The 16,195-nt window shown below is 54.6% G+C and carries 17 protein-coding genes, 1 tRNA gene and 1 pseudogene; 11 read left to right on the top strand and 8 right to left on the bottom strand.

Translation table 11 applies throughout. The features are described 5' to 3' along the window. Positions 1-11: 11 nt before the first annotated feature. Together RHM61_RS10360 and queG are read right to left on the bottom strand one after the other, a co-directional pair. Complete coding sequence (locus RHM61_RS10360) at positions 12-1,334, bottom strand: MATE family efflux transporter (protein WP_322247207.1); 1,323 nt, start codon at positions 1,332-1,334, stop codon at positions 12-14. A gap of 7 nt (positions 1,335-1,341) precedes the next feature. Further along, a complete protein-coding gene (queG, locus tag RHM61_RS10355; RefSeq protein WP_322247206.1) occupies positions 1,342-2,427 on the bottom strand; it encodes a tRNA epoxyqueuosine(34) reductase QueG in 1,086 nt (361 codons plus the stop codon). A gap of 79 nt (positions 2,428-2,506) precedes the next feature. On the opposite strand from queG, the gene tsaE reads away from it, so the two are divergent. Continuing rightward, complete coding sequence (gene tsaE / locus RHM61_RS10350; RefSeq protein ID WP_322247205.1) at positions 2,507-2,992, top strand: tRNA (adenosine(37)-N6)-threonylcarbamoyltransferase complex ATPase subunit type 1 TsaE; 486 nt, start codon at positions 2,507-2,509, stop codon at positions 2,990-2,992. Beyond that, complete coding sequence (locus RHM61_RS10345; protein WP_322247204.1) at positions 2,956-4,344, top strand: N-acetylmuramoyl-L-alanine amidase; 1,389 nt, start codon at positions 2,956-2,958, stop codon at positions 4,342-4,344. Before tsaE ends, RHM61_RS10345 begins: the two co-directional genes overlap by 37 nt. A 7-nt stretch (positions 4,345-4,351) precedes the next feature. Here the strand turns inward: RHM61_RS10345 and RHM61_RS10340 are convergent, their stop codons facing one another. After that, complete coding sequence (locus RHM61_RS10340; RefSeq protein WP_322247203.1) at positions 4,352-4,687, bottom strand: hypothetical protein; 336 nt, start codon at positions 4,685-4,687, stop codon at positions 4,352-4,354. Positions 4,688-4,689: 2 nt separating this feature from the next. Then, positions 4,690-5,337 (bottom strand): VTT domain-containing protein, encoded by a 648-nt coding sequence (locus RHM61_RS10335; RefSeq protein ID WP_322247202.1) that lies wholly within the window; start codon positions 5,335-5,337, stop codon positions 4,690-4,692. A 77-nt stretch (positions 5,338-5,414) separates the two neighbouring features. On the opposite strand from RHM61_RS10335, the gene mutL reads away from it, so the two are divergent. From mutL to RHM61_RS10295, 8 genes are all read left to right on the top strand, one after another. Beyond that, positions 5,415-7,262 carry a DNA mismatch repair endonuclease MutL gene (gene mutL / locus RHM61_RS10330; RefSeq protein WP_322251090.1) on the top strand — a complete coding sequence of 616 codons (1,848 nt, stop codon included), beginning with the start codon at positions 5,415-5,417 and terminating at the stop codon, positions 7,260-7,262. A gap of 43 nt (positions 7,263-7,305) precedes the next feature. Continuing rightward, positions 7,306-8,220, top strand: coding sequence for a tRNA (adenosine(37)-N6)-dimethylallyltransferase MiaA (gene miaA / locus RHM61_RS10325; protein ID WP_322251089.1), 915 nt, complete (start codon positions 7,306-7,308; stop codon positions 8,218-8,220). Between the two features lie 107 nt (positions 8,221-8,327). Then, positions 8,328-8,404, top strand: a tRNA-Met gene (locus RHM61_RS10320). A 242-nt stretch (positions 8,405-8,646) separates the two neighbouring features. Beyond that, complete coding sequence (locus RHM61_RS10315; protein WP_322247201.1) at positions 8,647-9,141, top strand: nucleotidyltransferase family protein; 495 nt, start codon at positions 8,647-8,649, stop codon at positions 9,139-9,141. Positions 9,142-9,562: 421 nt separating this feature from the next. Next, a complete protein-coding gene (locus RHM61_RS10310) occupies positions 9,563-10,327 on the top strand; it encodes an ATP-binding cassette domain-containing protein (RefSeq protein ID WP_322247200.1) in 765 nt (254 codons plus the stop codon). Beyond that, positions 10,324-11,076 (top strand): ABC-2 family transporter protein, encoded by a 753-nt coding sequence (locus RHM61_RS10305; RefSeq protein WP_322247198.1) that lies wholly within the window; start codon positions 10,324-10,326, stop codon positions 11,074-11,076. The genes RHM61_RS10310 and RHM61_RS10305 overlap by 4 nt, the downstream gene beginning before the upstream one ends. Continuing rightward, positions 11,069-11,845 (top strand): ABC-2 family transporter protein, encoded by a 777-nt coding sequence (locus RHM61_RS10300; RefSeq protein ID WP_322247197.1) that lies wholly within the window; start codon positions 11,069-11,071, stop codon positions 11,843-11,845. Before RHM61_RS10305 ends, RHM61_RS10300 begins: the two co-directional genes overlap by 8 nt. Before the next feature lie 13 nt (positions 11,846-11,858). Further along, positions 11,859-12,029 carry a hypothetical protein gene (locus tag RHM61_RS10295; RefSeq protein ID WP_322247195.1) on the top strand — a complete coding sequence of 57 codons (171 nt, stop codon included), beginning with the start codon at positions 11,859-11,861 and terminating at the stop codon, positions 12,027-12,029. Here RHM61_RS10295 and RHM61_RS20250 read toward each other — a convergent pair. Continuing rightward, positions 11,962-12,129 (bottom strand): annotated as a pseudogene (locus RHM61_RS20250) (IS3 family transposase); the annotation flags it as partial. The gene RHM61_RS10295 and the pseudogene RHM61_RS20250 overlap by 68 nt on opposite strands. Before the next feature lie 79 nt (positions 12,130-12,208). Between RHM61_RS20250 and RHM61_RS10290 the strand changes: the two are divergent. Beyond that, complete coding sequence (locus tag RHM61_RS10290) at positions 12,209-12,463, top strand: hypothetical protein (protein WP_322247192.1); 255 nt, start codon at positions 12,209-12,211, stop codon at positions 12,461-12,463. Positions 12,464-12,576: 113 nt separating this feature from the next. Here RHM61_RS10290 and RHM61_RS10285 read toward each other — a convergent pair whose 3' ends face one another. Genes RHM61_RS10285 through RHM61_RS10275 form a run of 3 tightly spaced genes read right to left on the bottom strand, consistent with a single transcriptional unit; the run spans position 12,577 to position 15,923 of the window. Then, positions 12,577-12,942, bottom strand: coding sequence for a hypothetical protein (locus tag RHM61_RS10285; RefSeq protein WP_322247191.1), 366 nt, complete (start codon positions 12,940-12,942; stop codon positions 12,577-12,579). Between the two features lie 46 nt (positions 12,943-12,988). After that, positions 12,989-13,675 carry a Fe2+-dependent dioxygenase gene (locus tag RHM61_RS10280; RefSeq protein WP_322247189.1) on the bottom strand — a complete coding sequence of 229 codons (687 nt, stop codon included), beginning with the start codon at positions 13,673-13,675 and terminating at the stop codon, positions 12,989-12,991. Positions 13,676-13,694: 19 nt separating this feature from the next. Then, positions 13,695-15,923, bottom strand: a complete 2,229-nt coding sequence (locus RHM61_RS10275; RefSeq protein ID WP_322247187.1) for a TonB-dependent siderophore receptor — start codon at positions 15,921-15,923, stop codon at positions 13,695-13,697. Positions 15,924-16,195 lie beyond the last annotated feature (272 nt).

Below are 16,195 nucleotides of genomic sequence, written 5' to 3'. Positions count from 1 at the left end.
GCGCTTACGGCTCATACAAAATTATTCTCCAGCAGGTGCCGCCGGTAGAGCCAAGCACTGAGCACGAGTGTCAGTATTTCGGCCAGCAACAGGGCAAACCAAATCCCACTGGCCCCCATCCATGCGACCAGCAAGCACAATGCTGCCAGCAATAAAACGAAACTGCGCAGCAGTGCGATCACGGTAGAGCGCAGCGGTGCTTCGATAGCGGTGAAATAACCGGAAATAAGTAAATTGGCACCGGCCGGAATGAAAGCCAGCGCATACCACGGCACTGCGGTGCCGAGAATGTCCCAGGCCTCGGCATGCTCACCCGGTAGCAGCCACACAATCAGTTGATCCGACTGTGTCCACATCAGCAGCATCGCGCCAGCAGCGAACAACAATACACACAGCGCACCGATATGCATGGCCGAGCGCAGCGCCTGCCATTCCCCGGCACCGCGCTGAAAACTGACCAGCGTTTGCATGCTCTGCACCAGCGCCACCATGGTCACGACGGCTGCGATGGTTAAATACTCCAAGACCGCATACGCTACCAAGCCGGCCTGACCAAGCTGACCGGCGATGACCCAATTAAAGGCTAGAATCGTGAACGCCGGGGCCAATTCGCCGAGTAATTCCGACAAACCGTTATAAGCAATCTGAGCAAGCACATTGACTTGTTCAAATGCATGCGACACCAAGCGCAGATGCGCGGCCCGCCACACATGATACGACAGCATCAGCAGCGCCGCCACCGCATGGCTGATGCCGGTAGCCCAAGCGGCACCGCGCATGCCGTAAGAAAATTCGACGATGAACAGGTAATCAAGTCCGATATTAAGCAGCGCGCCGATGCAAAGACACAGTAAACCATAGCTGGCCGCGCCTTCCACTCGTAAAAATAATTCCAAGGCATAACTGAGCGTGGCAAACAAGGTGAAGCCGGCCGCGATTTGCAAATAACTCTCTGCATACGCGCGCATCGGCCCCGGGGGTACCACCATCTCAACCAGCCAGCCGGCCCCCAAGCCCAGCGCCAGCGAACAGGCCAGACCGAGTACGCACAATAAACAACAAGACTGCGTGAAGGCGGCCGCGGCCGCACGCGCCTCGCCGGCACCGAGCAAGCGCGCCACCAAGGTGGCACCGCCGACGCCGACCATCACACTCAAGGCATACGGTATATATAAGAACGGTACAATCAGATTGAATGCCGCCAGACCAGTGCTGCCGACATAACGGCCGATGAACACGCCATCGATGAACGCATAGGCACTGTACACCCAGGCGGCGAGTACGGTAGGAATCGCCAAGCGTAAATACTGCCGAAACAAAATAGCGGACCACATAAAAAATTCAGGCTCCGTTCACACCATGGCAGGTCAGCGCCCAACTGACATGTTCGCGCACCAGCGCCGACGGATGCTGAGCGCGCGCGCGCAACGCCGCGACGATGGTGGCGTCGCCTGGCAATGCAACGGCGGCATTACCCAGCCCGACGGCGAGATTGCGCAACCAGCGTTCATGGCCGATGCGGCGTATCGGACTGCCCTCCATGCGCTGTAAAAACTGTTCTTCGCTCCAAGCGAACAGGTCGACCATGCGCGCTTGATCGAGCCCGTGTCGCACCGCGAAATCATCGAGTTCGCTGGCTTGTGCAAACTTATTCCAAGGACACACCAGTTGGCAATCATCGCAGCCATAGACGCGGTTACCGATCAGCGCGCGCAACTCGAGCGGAATGCTGCCATGTAATTCGATGGTCAAGTAAGAAATACAGCGGCGCGCATCGACTTGATAGGGTGCGACGATGGCCCCGGTTGGACAAGCCGTCATACAAGACGAACACTGACCGCAATGCTCAGTCACCGGCGCATCGACCGGCAAGGGCAGATCGATCAAGATTTCTCCGAGAAAAAACATCGAGCCGGCATGGCGACTCAAGAGCAGTGTGTGCTTACCGCGCCAACCCAAGCCAGCCTTGGCGGCCAGCGCCACCTCCATCACCGGTGCTGAATCGGTATACACCCGATGGCCGAACGGACCGATGTCTTGCGCAATCCGATCGGCCAGTTGCTGCAAGCGCGCGCGTAACACTTTGTGGTAGTCGCGACCACGCGCATACAGTGAAATCACCGCCTGATCGGCCGCCTGATTTTGCTCGGCAGCGCGCCAGCCTTCGGTTTGCGGTAAATAATTCATCCGCACAGAAATCACCCGCACCGTGCCCGGTACCAGCTCGGCCGGACGACTGCGCTTGCTGCCATGCGCGGCCATATACGCCATGTCACCATGATACCCGGCGGCCAGCCATTGCGCGAAATCGGCTTCGACATGGCTCAGATCGACATCCGCGATCACCACATCGGCAAAACCGCACTCACGCCCCCAGAGCTTGATGCGCGCCGCCAGTTCGATCAAAGAGGAAGCAGTGTGCGTCATCGGCACGCCCGCGCTAAATATACAAGGACCGGACGATATGCTATGTTAAGCGAATTCATGAATACAGACTTGGCTGGAAATGTCACATTATAAAACCACACTGCCCGATGAGGCAGCCACACAAACTTTAGGGAAGTGTCTGGCACGCGTACTGCAGCCGGGCATGTCGCTATTTTTACATGGCGACCTCGGTGCGGGCAAAACTGCACTCGCACGTGCGCTCATTCATGCAGCCGGCTACCATGGCACAGTCAAAAGCCCGACCTACACGCTGGTCGAGCCGTATCCAGTGACTTTGCACGGCCAGAAATTAACAATACTGCATTTTGACTTATATCGCATGGTCAGCGCAGAAGAGTTTTTAGACGCTGGGTTTCGCGAAGAGTTCAATGCCTCTAACATCTGCCTGGTCGAATGGCCAGAAAAAGCCGATGGCATCCTGCCGCAAGCAGATTTACAGTTATTTTTACGCGTCGCCGGTGACGCACGTGAGGTAGAATTGCACGCGTTGTCTGTCAAAGGTATCGCATGTCTCGCATCACTCCAATTCGTTCCAAATCTGTAAGCCCGCAGCGTCGCCGTACTCTGCTCAAAGCCGGCGGCACCTTGCTGCTGTCGGTATTCGTCACGCCCTTGGCACGGGCGGCCAAAATTCTCGCCGTGCGCGTCTGGCCGGCGGAAGACTACACCCGTGTCACGTTGGAAAACGACAGTGAATTGGTGACTAACTTTTTCACCGTCAAAAATCCGGAACGCCTGGTCGTCGATATCGAAGGGCTGGAACTCAATCCGACCTTGAAAGAACTGGTCGCGAAAATCCAATCCAACGACCCCTACATACGCCAAGTCCGAGTCGGCCAAAACAAGCCCAATGTGGTCAGGCTGGTGTTCGATTTGAAAGAAGAAGTCAGCCCGCAGGTATTTACCCTGCAACCGGTTGGCAATTATAAGCACCGTCTGGTATTCGATCTGTATCCGGCCAATGCGCCCGACCCGATCGCCGCCCTGATTGAAAAAGGCGACTGGCAAAATGATGGCCAACACGCCCAAGTCGCACCGACCACACCTATGGGCGAACGCAAAGCCGAGCCAGCCGAATTGCCGGCCGAAGCCAAAGCGAAACCATCCGCCAAACCGGAAAACCGGCCCGACAGCAGTGTCGCGGCGAAACCGCTCGATAAATTCGATAGCGCCAACCCTTTGCTTATGCGCATGATCACCATCGCCATCGACCCCGGTCATGGCGGCGAAGACCCAGGTGCCACTGGGCGCGGTGGCAGTCGCGAAAAAGATGTCGTGTTGGCGATTGCGAAACGCCTCAAGGCAAAACTGGAACAACACCCGAACATGCGCGTCATGCTCACACGCGACGCCGACTACTTCGTACCGCTCAATGTGCGCGTACAAAAAGCACGCGCCGTGCAAGCCGATCTGTTCATGTCGGTGCATGCCGATGCCTTTGTCAATCCGACTGCTCGCGGCTCATCGGTGTTCGCCTTATCCGAAAAAGGTGCCAGTTCCAGTGCGGCGCGCTGGCTGGCCGATAAAGAAAACGCCGCCGATTTGATCGGTGGCGTCAACATCAAAACCCATGACCGTCAATTGGCCAGCGTCTTGCTCGACCTTTCTACCACGGCGCAAATCAACGATAGCCTGAAACTTGGCAAGGTGGTACTCAATGAAATCAGCGGCATCAACCGCTTACACAAGGGCGCGGTCGAACAAGCCGGCTTTGCGGTCTTGAAGGCCCCGGATATTCCCAGCATCTTGATAGAAACGGCCTTCATCTCCAACCCCGAAGAAGAAGCCAAACTGACCGACGACGCCTATCAAGACCAAATGGCTGAGGCCATCGTCAAGGGTGTCAAAAAGTATTTTTCAAAGAATCCACCGCTGGCAAAAAGTCGCCTGACCTGAGCTCGCCTCAGCCAAGCTCTACATGGGCGCTGGAATCGCAAGCGCTGCCGGCGGCAATCCAGCGCCGCACGCGTCGCCCCAACCAAGCATGCAGCGGCAAGGGCAGCGCGCGCAGAGTACGCACATAGCGCGCCGGCTGCAACACCATGCCACAGCGATAATGCTGCCCTGCTTCATGCCATTCGAGCGCGCGGCAGGGTCCGCGGCGCTGCCACAAAAAAATAAGTGCCACCGGGCAAGCCTCGGCAGCACAACACACACCACAACCATTACACGCCTGCCCGAGCGGCGGCTTCATCGGTGCCGCCTGGTGCAACCAGATACGGATCGATGAAGCGGCCAAGATCAGACCGCCTTACGCCAGCCGCGACACAGCTTCCACAAGGTACCGAGCAAGATAGGAACAATCGCAGCACCCACACCAACGAGCACAATGCTATTCAAATGCTCACGAATGAAAGGAATATTACCGAAAAAATAGCCGCTCAATACCAAACTGAAAATCCACAGCAAGGCGCCGAGCACATTGAAGATTTGGAAAGTACGATGCGTCATATCGGAAATGCCGGCCACAAACGGCGCAAAAGTACGCACGATGGGAATGAAACGCGCCAGCACCACGGTTTTGCCGCCATGTTTTTCATAAAACTCATGGGTTTTTCTCAGTGCCGCTTTATCAATCCAGCGGTAATCACGTTCCAGCACCCGGTGGCCGATCTGACTGCCTATCCAGTAATTGACGGTATTGCCGAGTATCGAAGCGAGCACTAACAAAACGATCAGCACCCAGACATTCATGGCACCGGTCGCGCTGAAAGTGCCGGCAATGAACAATAATGAATCGCCGGGTAAAAACGGCAGTACAACAAACGCCGTTTCACAAAAAATAATCGCAAACAACACGACATATACCAAGGTGCCATATTGTGCAATCACCGCACCGAGCATTTTGTCGACATGCAAAAGCATACCTAATAATTGCATAAAATCCATTATCATCCTAGTCTGGGAACCCGCGGATATCATACACTAAGCCGCTGCGCGCGCAAGCGAGCAGGTATAATTTGATGATGAATGCAAACTCTCTTGAACGCCGCCCCATTTTGGCGCTGCCCGATAACTTAATTTCCCAGATCGCCGCCGGTGAAGTGGTCGAACGGCCTTCCGCCGTAGTCAAAGAAATTCTTGAAAACGCTCTCGACGCCGGTGCCGCCAGCATCAGCATCCGCCTCGAAGAAGGCGGCGTCAAGCGCATTGCCATCACCGACAATGGCCGCGGCATTCCGCCAGAGCAACTGCCGCTGGCCTTGGCACGCCATGCCACCTCAAAAATCGCCTCACTGTCCGAACTCGAAAATGTCGCCACGCTGGGCTTTCGCGGTGAAGCGCTGGCCTCGATCGCCTCGGTCTCGCTACTCACCCTGACCACGCGCACGGCCGACGATGCACATGCCTGGCAAATCGAAGCCGGCAAAATCTCACCGGCCTCGGGTGCTGCCGGTACCACAGTCGATGTACAAGATCTGTATTACAACACGCCGGCGCGACGCAAATTTCTGAAATCGGAACAAACTGAATTCGGCCATTGTGCCGAAGTGGTGCGCCGCATCGCGCTGGCCCGGCCGGACGTCGCCTTTTCCCTGAGCCACAACGGCAAAGCGGTCGACCATTGGAATGTCAGCGCGATCGACAAACGCAGTGGGCAAATTCTGGGTGACAATTTTTCTGCGGCCCGCTTAGCGCTCGACGAAAGCGCCGGCCCCTTGCGACTACATGGCTTCGTCGGCTTACCGACCGCCTCGAAAGCGCGCGCCGATGCCCAGTACTTTTATGTTAATGGTCGTTTTGTGCGCGACAAACTGCTGACCCACGCCGTGCGCGCCGCGTATCAGGATGTCTTGCACGGCGACCGCTATCCCGCGTATGTGCTGGCCTTAGAACTCGACCCGGCGTTGGTTGACGTCAACGTCCACCCATCCAAAATCGAAGTACGCTTCCGCGACAGCCGCGCCGTCCATCAATTTGTCTTTCACGCCGTCAGCCGCGCCTTAGCCCTGACTTCGGCCACCGCCTACGGCACCGTACCGGCACCGGCCACCGCCGCTGCCAGCTCACCGCAAGCCTGGATCGCCGGCACACAAAGCAGCTTCGCCAGCCAATTCGCCACGCCACGAGAAAGCGGCGGCAGCAGTAACGGCGGCCAAAACTACAACAACTTCGGCAGCCGCAACGAAGCCGGCGTAGCGCAAAATCTGCAAAGCTATGGCGCGCTGTTTCGCCCGCCCACCGGCACGACACCGCAAGTGCCACCAGCGCGCAGCCTGCCGGACGACGAACATCCGCTCGGTTTTGCACTGGCCCAGTTACACGGCGTGTATGTGATCGCCCAAAACAGCCAAGGCTTGGTACTGGTCGACATGCATGCGGCACACGAACGCATCCTCTACGAGCAACTCAAACAGGCGCTCGATGAAAACGCCATGCCGGTACAAGCCCTGCTGATTCCGGTCACTTTCTACGCCGATGCCATCGAAGTAGCCACCGTCGCCGAACACCACGATACCCTGAAAACCCTGGGTTTCGACCTCGCCGCCATCAGCCCGACCACCTTGGCCGTGCGCGCCGTGCCGGCCCTGCTGCAAAATGCCGATGCCCAATCGCTGGCGCGCGACGTGCTGCGCGAAGTACGCGAATACGGCGGCTCGCGTGTGCTGATCGACCGCCGCAATGAATTGCTCGGCACATTGGCTTGTCATACCGCCGTACGTGCCAATCGCAGCCTGACCGTACTGGAAATGAACGCCCTGCTGCGCCAGATGGAACAAACTGAACGTGCCGACCAATGTAATCACGGCCGCCCGACCTGGGTACAACTGGGCATGAACGACCTCGACCGGATGTTTTTACGTGGCCAATAAAACTATTCCCGCAGCGCCGCGGCAGCCACTCGTGATCGCCATCATGGGCCCAACCGCCTCCGGCAAGACCGCGGCCGCGTTGACCATCGCCCGGCACATTCCGGCCGAAATCATCTCGGTCGATTCCGCCCTCGTGTATCGCGACATGGATATCGGCACCGCCAAACCGAGCGCCGCCGAGCGCGCCAGCGCGCCGCACCACCTGATCGACCTGATCGACCCGGCGCAATCGTACTCGGTAGCGCAGTTCCGCACCGATGCCGCCGCACTGGTCAACGATATTCGCGCGCGCGGCAAACTGCCGATCTTAGTCGGCGGCACCATGATGTACTTCAATGCGCTCAAACACGGCCTCGACGATTTACCCGGTGCCGATCCCATACTGCGTGCCGCACTCGATGCCGAAGCCGCACGCGACGGCGTGCCGGCGCTGCATGCACGCCTGGCGCGCCTCGATCCGATCACCGCCGCGCGCCTGCAGCCGAACGATAGCCAGCGCGTCCAGCGTGCCCTCGAAATCATCACGCTGTCCGGACAAGCCATGAGCACCCTGCTGGCCCAGCAAAGCCGCGCCGCACCCGCCTTCGAAACCTTGGCTATCTCGCTGGAACCGTCGGATCGCAGCGTGCTGCACCAACGTATCGCCGAACGCTTCGACCACATGCTGGCGCACGGTTTCCTCGACGAAGTGCGCCGCCTCAAGCAACGCCCCGAGCTGCATCCCGACCTGCCCTCGATACGCTGCGTCGGCTACCGTCAGGCCTGGGATTATCTCGATAACAATATCAACGCAGCAGAGATGCGCGAACTTGGCATCATCGCCACCCGCCAGTTGGCCAAACGCCAGCTGACTTGGTTGCGCTCTATGCCGGAACGCCTGATCATCGATTGCCTGAGCCAAGACCCGCAAGAGCAAATCCTTGAAATGGTCAGAAAAAACCAGGATGGCCAGACATGAAAGCGTCACCGCAGCAGCGTTTTGATACAGAACAAAGCAATTCCCAGAAAATTCCGTCTCCCGATATTGACAGCGGGGTCACAGCCTGACATAATCTCAGGCTTCTTGGTGATATAGCTCAGTTGGTTAGAGCACAGCACTCATAATGCTGGGGTCGGTGGTTCAAGTCCACCTATCACCACCAGAATTTCGTTCAGACTCGTTCTGCAACGTACGAAGAACCCGCAAACTCCTTGGAGAATGCGGGTTTTTTGTTGTGCGCGCGGATAGGATACGTGCTGGGATCGACCACATCGGGTCGATTTTGGGTGTGCTGTCGCTGGTACCGGATTTCAAAAAAATGCGTAGCGACAGGCATGCGGTGCTATACGGTTCATTGAATAGCGATCACCTGAAATTGATACTAAAGAGCGCACACTGCGAACAGTGGAAAATCACCCTCTTGACCTGGAAACAGTAAAAACAACGCAAGCCTTCTTAGCTGAAGCGGCTACGAAATTTCCTTTGCGGAGCGCAATTTTGTACGGCAATCGTGCCCGTGGAGAATTCAAACCGGACAGCGATGCCGACCTGGTGGTTTTACTTTCAAGTCGACATGGGCAATTTTTGTCTGCAAAAATGGCCCTGTCCGATAAGTTGCACCTTTTTGCGGAGACTGTTTGCGGACCGGTGGCCTGCGATCAAAGATTGAAAACGGTGAATTCAAGAAGGCGCTCATCAACAACTAAATGGATCGTCGCAAGCGACGATGGAAAAGCCTCTGGAAGGGGTTTGCATCCCCTCCCATCGCGTCGCTCCTTCGTCGCTCACCGGCCTGAAGAGGCTGTCGCAAAAGGGTTTTCAGTCGGTATCATTACCCCGACTGGTGGCCGCGTCGTTCCTGCGTGCTTTTGGCAGGAATCCAGCGACGTTCGTGGTTAACTGAAAATGCCAGAAATTGTGGCATTTTCAGTGTAAAAAACGACACTAGGTTCCCGCCAAAAGCACGCGGGAATGACGAGGTATACGGTGTTTCAGGTGTAAAAAAGCGTCCATTAGGCTTTTGCGACAGCCTCTGAAGGCCGGGGTTTCAAACCCTAGTCAGATTTTTGATGAATGCTATCCCGAATACGTATTGGTACTTGCTTCACCATTGCTCTTTCCTGCGCACATTTTCGAATTTATCCTATTTACTTTTTTACACCAAGACATAAAATGTTTTCTATTCGTGAGGAGAAAAAAATGACCAAGTCTGTCAGTCAATCCGAAACCCATCCCATCACGCAGCCTCCCGATCAACAGCAAGAAGTAATCACATCGCCGTCCTGAAAAGAGCACTATGACTTACTACTGAGGTCTGAACATGTCAGTTAAGCTCACTGCCGTTTCATTCAACTACCGTGTCCGCAGCATTGCCAGCGGCCCTTGGTACCGCAATCTGTTTTCCCGCACGGAAACCACAGTCAACATTTTCCAAGCTCTCGATTTGCATCTGCCTCACTCAGGGACTAACTACGGATTACTCGGTAAAAATGGTAGTGGAAAAACGACACTGATCAAACTCATGAGCGGCATTCTGCAAGCCGATTCCGGTAGCATTGATGTATTCGGCGATAGTCCCAGCACGCGCAAGCCGGGCATGCTGCGCCAGCTCGGCGTGATGTTCGGACATCAATCGCTGCTCTGGCCTGAACTGTCGTTGCACGAAAACCTGCGACTGTTCGAGCATATATATCGGCGCCATTACGATCCTGCCCAAGTTGACATACGATTACAGGAGCTGGCGCTCTGCCATATCGTCGACAAACCTGCCAAAACCTATTCCTTGGGGCAATCTGTCAAAGCCAATCTGCTCATTCATCTGCTCAATCAACCGCGATTATTAATTCTGGATGAGCCAACCATAGGGCTAGATATCGAATCTGGAATTGCCTTGCGTCCGTCTCTGGCGCAGTTTGCTCAGCAAACCGGCGCTATCGTACTGATCACTTCGCACAATATGGCCGATATTGCCGAAATTTGCGAGCAGGTTTTTTTTCTTGTACAAGGCAGGATACGTGCGATTGAACTCAATCCCAAACACGGCAAGCACGAGAAAATTATTCACTTGGAGAGCCTGTTTCTATGATCATCCGCTATGCAGTCGTAGAGACACTCAGGACCAAAGCGGCCTTTCTCGGTCCGGTATTTTTGTTTGCCATGCTCTACCTGATTGAATTCAGTTTTTGGTCCAAACTGACCGCAGAGGCAGGCATCGCTCATTACAAGCAAGAAACGATCATTCATTATCTGCTCTGGTCTGTCTTGATTTTTCAAATTACGGCGGTGTCCGGCTTACCCGATGAATTGGCTGTGTATATAGAAAACGGCCAAATTGAACGCTTCCTGCTGCTACCGACAGGCGTACTGAGATTTTTTCTCGCTTATGGCCTGGGCCAAATGTTGGCACGATTACTGCTATTCTCACCGCTCATTCTGTGCATCATGCTGATAAAAGGAGCGGGTAATTTTGTGTTGCTGCCAGTTTTGCTGACAGCGGGTCTGCTCATCAACATCTGCCTCAGTTTTTCGCTCTCGTGCCTGAGTTTTACATTCAGAGAAGCCTACTCACTTGTTACCATCAAGGATACCTTAGCCTGGGTACTGTCCGGTGCGCTGATCCCGCTCGATTTATTTCCAGTATTGGTTCAACATGTCTTCGCGTTTTTGCCGTTTCAGTACATCAGCTTCATTCCCGCCCAAGCCGCAATGGGTCGGAGTGGGCATGATTTGTTTTTGCCCCACTTGGCGGCTGTACTGTTGAGCATGCTGACGATTGCCCACTACTCATGGAAGTATTTATCAAAATATAACCAGGCTTACGTTTCCTATGATTGACTATCCACTGATACGACTCGGTTTTTACCAAAGCGTATCGATAGCGAAAAAAAATCCCGTTAATTTCTGGGTTTCCGCGCTCGTTAATTTCATTTATGGTGTGACTCAGGGAATTTTTTGGTGGGCACTCAGTCAGCACAGCCAATTTCTCGGTTTTATGAGTCAGCATTATCTACTCGTTTTTTTTGTCACTGTTGTCTGCGTCGATAATTTGTATATGATGCTGTTCGGCCAAAGCAGCATGGAACTGCAGCGCCGAGTGCACAATATGAAGCTCGATACCCATTTGCTGCTGCCGGTGCATTTGCCATTTTTTTATGTTGCCACAAGCATCTCATTACAACACGCTATGCTGACATCGGCTGCGCTGCTTTCCTTCATTGTCCTGCACATTACACTGACGACCCCACTCTGGCTGGCCTTGGTTCACCTGCTTGTGATTGTGGAAGGAAGTATCGTGCTGGCAGCGATCAGTTGGATCTATCGTTCAAGTATTTTCTGGACTAATGCATTGGTGGCGATGCGTCATTCCAATCCCAGCTTCAAGGTCATGATCCGGCCGCTTGATGCATTCGACGGCGTCGCACGCCTGATTTTTCTCTTTCTCATCCCCTGCTTGTTCATCACCGGCGTTCCGGCCTGGCTAGTCGGCAAGCAATTCGACTGGACTTGGTTTGCGGCGCAAAACGTGGTCGTTTGTCTGTTGGTATGCTTGGCTAATCATATATTTATCATTGGCACTCGACGCTATGGTCGCGTGACTACTTAGGCTAGAGAGCCCCATGATTTTGAAACAATCGCCCGATATGTATCACCAATCCGTCATCAGCGGCGTAGCCTGCCATCATGATCAATACATCACCACTGCCGGATACGATAACAAAGTTGTTGTTCAGCTTGGGCTACTGGCTGTCCATTTTGCGCAGCCTCGGCCAGTTCTCGCCAGGTCTTGACTTGTGCTGGGTAAAGTCCTTTGCCACGACAATATAGTGCCAGATCTGCTTCATTGAGTGCGGCGGTTTCTACAATGATAGCGAACTTGGCTTGGGCAGTTCATTGTTACGGTCGGTTGTTGGCACAGGGCGTCCTTGCTGACGTAGTTTTGTACGGCAGTTATAGATAGGCTGCTGCTATGAAAAACGAAATTCTAAACGAAGAACGAATTGCTACAATTCTCGCACGCGCAGATGCCACTGCAAGGGGACCATGGAAGGCGATGCTTGAGGGACGCGACCATTCAAGCGGTTCAAGTTGCATCATTATTCAAAATGCTTGCATTGACCTTGATGGGGCCTCTGATGCAGATATTGTATTCATAGCAAATGCGCGTCAAGACATACCATATCGTGTTTCAGAACTTCTGCGCCTGCCCTCTGTGTCAGGATAGTTGATAAGATTTGAGCTTAAGCCGCTGCCAGTTCCTTGCTCATTTTTTGTAACACTGGAAGCAAACACCAAACAACTGCAGTCTGGGCCACAGCCATTTGGTAATCGCACAGCTCAGCGGTCCACGCCCTCGCGCAACCAAATCTCATGCACTTGCGACCAATCCGGCGGTTCGCTGGTTAAAAATCCTACCGTCTTGCCGCTGGCGATGTGCTTGAACGCACGCATCGCCTGTAAGTGCGCGCCAACCACCAGGAAACGTCGCATCGCTGCTTCATCTTCCCAGACCGAGTAAGTGTGATGCACGCCATTGATCTTGCGCGCCGCTACCCGAATCAAGCCGGGTGAGCGTTGCGCTTGCGTCATCGAGCGCACGGCAAACCAGGCAAAGCGCAGGTAATGCCAACTGCTGTTAACGCGCAAACCGGTAATCGATACGTACACCAGCGGTGCCGGCAAAGGCTGGACAGGATTTTCCATCAGGGTCACGCTCCTTCGTTGATAGTAATTCGATCAGGTCACCGCGTCAGACTTCGCTCCATTGCCGCAGCAAATTATGATAACACCCAACCAGGGCGCGCCGCGCAGTGGCATCGGCCCCGGTTTGGTTAAGGGTTTGTATTGCTTGATCCATGTCGAACAAGATGCTGCGCTGTGCCGCGTCTTTGACCAGACTTTGCACCCAAAAAAAGCACGCCAGACGCGTCCCACGGGTGACCGCAGACACCTGATGCAAGCTCGTTGCCGGGTACACCAGCATGTCGCCGGCCGCGAGTTTAGCACTGTGTTCGCCATAGGTGTCGACGATGCGTAACTCACCGCCATCGTACTCGTCGGTATCGGCCAGAAACAGCGTGGCCGATACGTCCGTGCGCAGCTTACTGCCATGATGCGGATGCAAACGCACACTGCCATCCACATGCAAACCGAATTCCATGCCGGCACCATAACGATTGAACATCGGCGGGTAGACGACATTGGGTAAGGTCGCGCTGATGAACAAGGGGTGCCGTTCCAGTGCCGATAAAATGATCTGCTGGCATTGCTGCGCCACCTCAGACTGCTCATCGATTTGTTCATTGAGTTTCACCGCTGCCCCCTGATACCCGGCAGTAACGCGCCCATCAACCCATGCCGACCCGGCATGCTGCAACAATTGGCGCACTGCCGCCAGAGTATCGGGCGTGAGAACTTGCGGAATATGAATCAGCATCGTCGCGCTCCTGTTGAGATCAGAAGCGATAGGCCAATGACAGCATAGCGCTACGACCGCTGCCCGGTACCGCACGCCCGCCGTCGGACTGGATCAGCGCATCGGCATACAGTTTATTGGTCAGGTTAAACAAATTCAAGCGTACATCGTATTTTTTCTGCGTATAGGCCAGTGTCGTATCCCAGCGCGTGTAGCCACCAACGCCGACCAAGTTGGTGGAATTAGCGTAACGCTGCGACATATACACCGGCCCACCGCCGAGTTCCCAATGCTTGGCAAGTTCCCAGGTGGTCCATGCAGTCAGGGTGTTGCGCGGCGTATTGGCCGGAGTTTTCCCTGCGGTTCCATCGATTGCAGAGGCGGCAAGGATGCGCGCATCGAGGTAAGTGTAGTTCATCGCCACTTGCAGAGTTTTACTCAGGCGGCCAGTCGCACCGGCGCGAAAACCATTGACGCGCACGGTGCCGTCAAGTTCGTAGACCCCGGTGCTGATCTGGCTGCGCGCATTCTCTTTTTGAATTTGGAATATGGCCGAAGTCAGCGCTACATCACCGTTCAATACATCCCATTTCCCGCCCAGTTCATACGAACGATTTTTTTCCGGATCCAAATTCTGTTGACCCAATGTGCCGGTCAACTGTTCCAACGAAGGGTTAAACGAGGTGCCATACGATACATAGTAAGATTGTTGTGCATCCGGTTGCCAAATCGTACCGAGTCGCACACTGGTAAAGCCGATCGCTTGATAGGCATTGGCGATCGCGGTGCTGCCGACCGTATTGGTCGAATTGATGGAATTGTTGATGCTGGCAGTGAAGCGATCATAACGTAAGCCGGCAACCAATTTGACCTGGTCCGTGAGGTCCATGGTATCGTTAACATAGGTCGCCACGGTGTTGGCAGAGCCGCCGGCGCGATTACCAGCGCTGCTCGTTACGCTCGTTGGCGAGTTAGCGTTATTTGGGTTTAATAATGACACGCAAGCGACATAGCCGGTAGTGGCGTTGGCGGCATTGAGGGCAGTGCCATTGCAAGTGCCGTTGCGGTAGTAGGCTTGATTCTCATAGCTGTCGTGGCCGAGTTCAAGCCCAGCCAAGACATGATGCTTGATGCCGCCGCTGACGAGTACGCTGGATAATTCGGTTTGATTGAAAAACGAATAGTCGCTGATCGTGCGATCATGGCTTTGCAAGCGTACCGACAGGCTGCTCAGTGGCAGTGCGCTGGTGGCCGACACCGGCAAGGTAGAGAAGCCTTTTGCGCCGACCGTGCCTATGGTATTGGCGGCAGTTTCCACGGCACTGGTGCGCACGTAATTGAATTGGCTTTGGTTACGCAGCGTGGTGTCGGCACTGAGCTTGTGTATCACCGTGCCATTGAGGGCAGCCACATCGGACGTGGTGTGGTCATCCTCATAGCCATAGGCGGTGTCACGTGCGACCTTGGCCGGCCGGCCGTTCAAAGGACCGATGCCGTAGTCGGGCTGGTCACGATTATGTTGTAACAGGGCAGACAGGGTAATGTCAGTCGCCGTTCCGATACCGAAGCGTAGCGAGGGTGCCAGGCCAAAGTCTTGTACCTTGGATTGATCACGCGTACTGGCATTGCCATCCTGCGCCATCGCCAACACACGTACGGCTGAGGTATCGGAAGTGGCGTGGTTCACATCGATGCTGGAACGCGCCAGACTATTACTGGTCAGCGAGACATTCACTTCGGTTTGATCTTTGAGCTGCGGCTTTTTGCTCACTTGGTTGATGGCACCGCCAGTTGAACCGCGACCGAATAACATCGACGATGGCCCCATCAGCACTTCAATCGCATCGAGCGCAAAGGTGTCGCGGAAATATTGACCACGATCGCGAAAGCCATCGAGATAGACGTCGGTGCGCGCAGAAAATCCATTGAGATTGACGTTATTGCCGATTTGTCCGCCCTCGGCACCACCGAGGGTGATGCCGGAGACATTACGCAAAGCTTCCGACATCGAGTTTGCCCCTTGCGATTGCATCAAAGCCTTATTCACCACCGTGACCGATTGTGGGATATCACGCTGCTCGACCGCCAACTTACTCAATGACAGCGTACCGGAAACGAAGTCGTTGCGGCGGCCTTGCACCTGGACTTCCGGTAAATGATCGGCAGTTTGCTCGACACGACTCGTTGCAGCGACTTCTTGCGCTAATACAACTTGTGACTGAGCAAATAAGGTAATCAGGGCGGCGGCGATAGGTGTGCGGCGTTTCATGCTGACTTTCAGTGGCGGTTAAATGGGAAGCGCGACAATGACGCTTCAAAGCAACATGAATTATATTGTAAATAGTAACGATTATCAATTGCATTGCGATTTAATGTGGTTTAAGCACCCAGGCGCCTGAGCGGCAGAACGGAGTCGGCTGCAAACTGAGATGCCCATGGCGCGTTTCTCACCATACGAAAATTTGGATTCACATTGTGAGATTGACGTATGATAAACACCGTGAAGACATTTTCATTTTACGAAAATTTATTTCACATCGC

The organism is Undibacterium sp. CCC3.4, assembly GCF_034347425.1.
Taxonomy (GTDB): Bacteria; Pseudomonadota; Gammaproteobacteria; order Burkholderiales; family Burkholderiaceae_D; genus Undibacterium.
Note: the sequence above shows the minus strand (reverse complement) of the source record. Positions and strands in the feature narration are given on the sequence as shown.